The following is a 274-nucleotide window of genomic DNA, read 5'->3' as shown; positions in this document are numbered from 1 at the left end:
AATGTACCAAGCGTCCCCGGCGGTGCTTTGCCTACCGAAGCAAAAAGTGGTGCCAAGTTCGGCGCAAGGTACAGAATTACAACAAGTAGCAGGCAGATTGCCGCAAGTACCAAAATAGCGGGATAGATCAGTGCGGACATGATTTTCTGGCGCATATGACCTTGGCGTCGAAAGAAAAGCGCGAGTTCGGACAACTGAGAGATCGGATCGCTGGCTGCGTCACTAACGGCGAGAAATGACGCAAATATTGGTGAAAAGCGCCGGTTCTCTGCCT

Annotated in this window: 1 protein-coding gene; it reads right to left on the bottom strand. The window is 51.8% G+C overall.

Annotated elements, in window-relative coordinates:
• Positions 1-274 (bottom strand): type II secretion system F family protein (locus R0J87_RS20275; RefSeq protein WP_498888508.1); only part of this gene is annotated, 274 nt, incomplete at both ends.

Source organism: Halomonas sp. SIMBA_159 (assembly GCF_046536035.1).
GTDB classification, from domain to species: Bacteria; Pseudomonadota; Gammaproteobacteria; order Pseudomonadales; family Halomonadaceae; genus Vreelandella; species Vreelandella venusta_A.
Note: the sequence above shows the minus strand (reverse complement) of the source record. Positions and strands in the feature narration are given on the sequence as shown.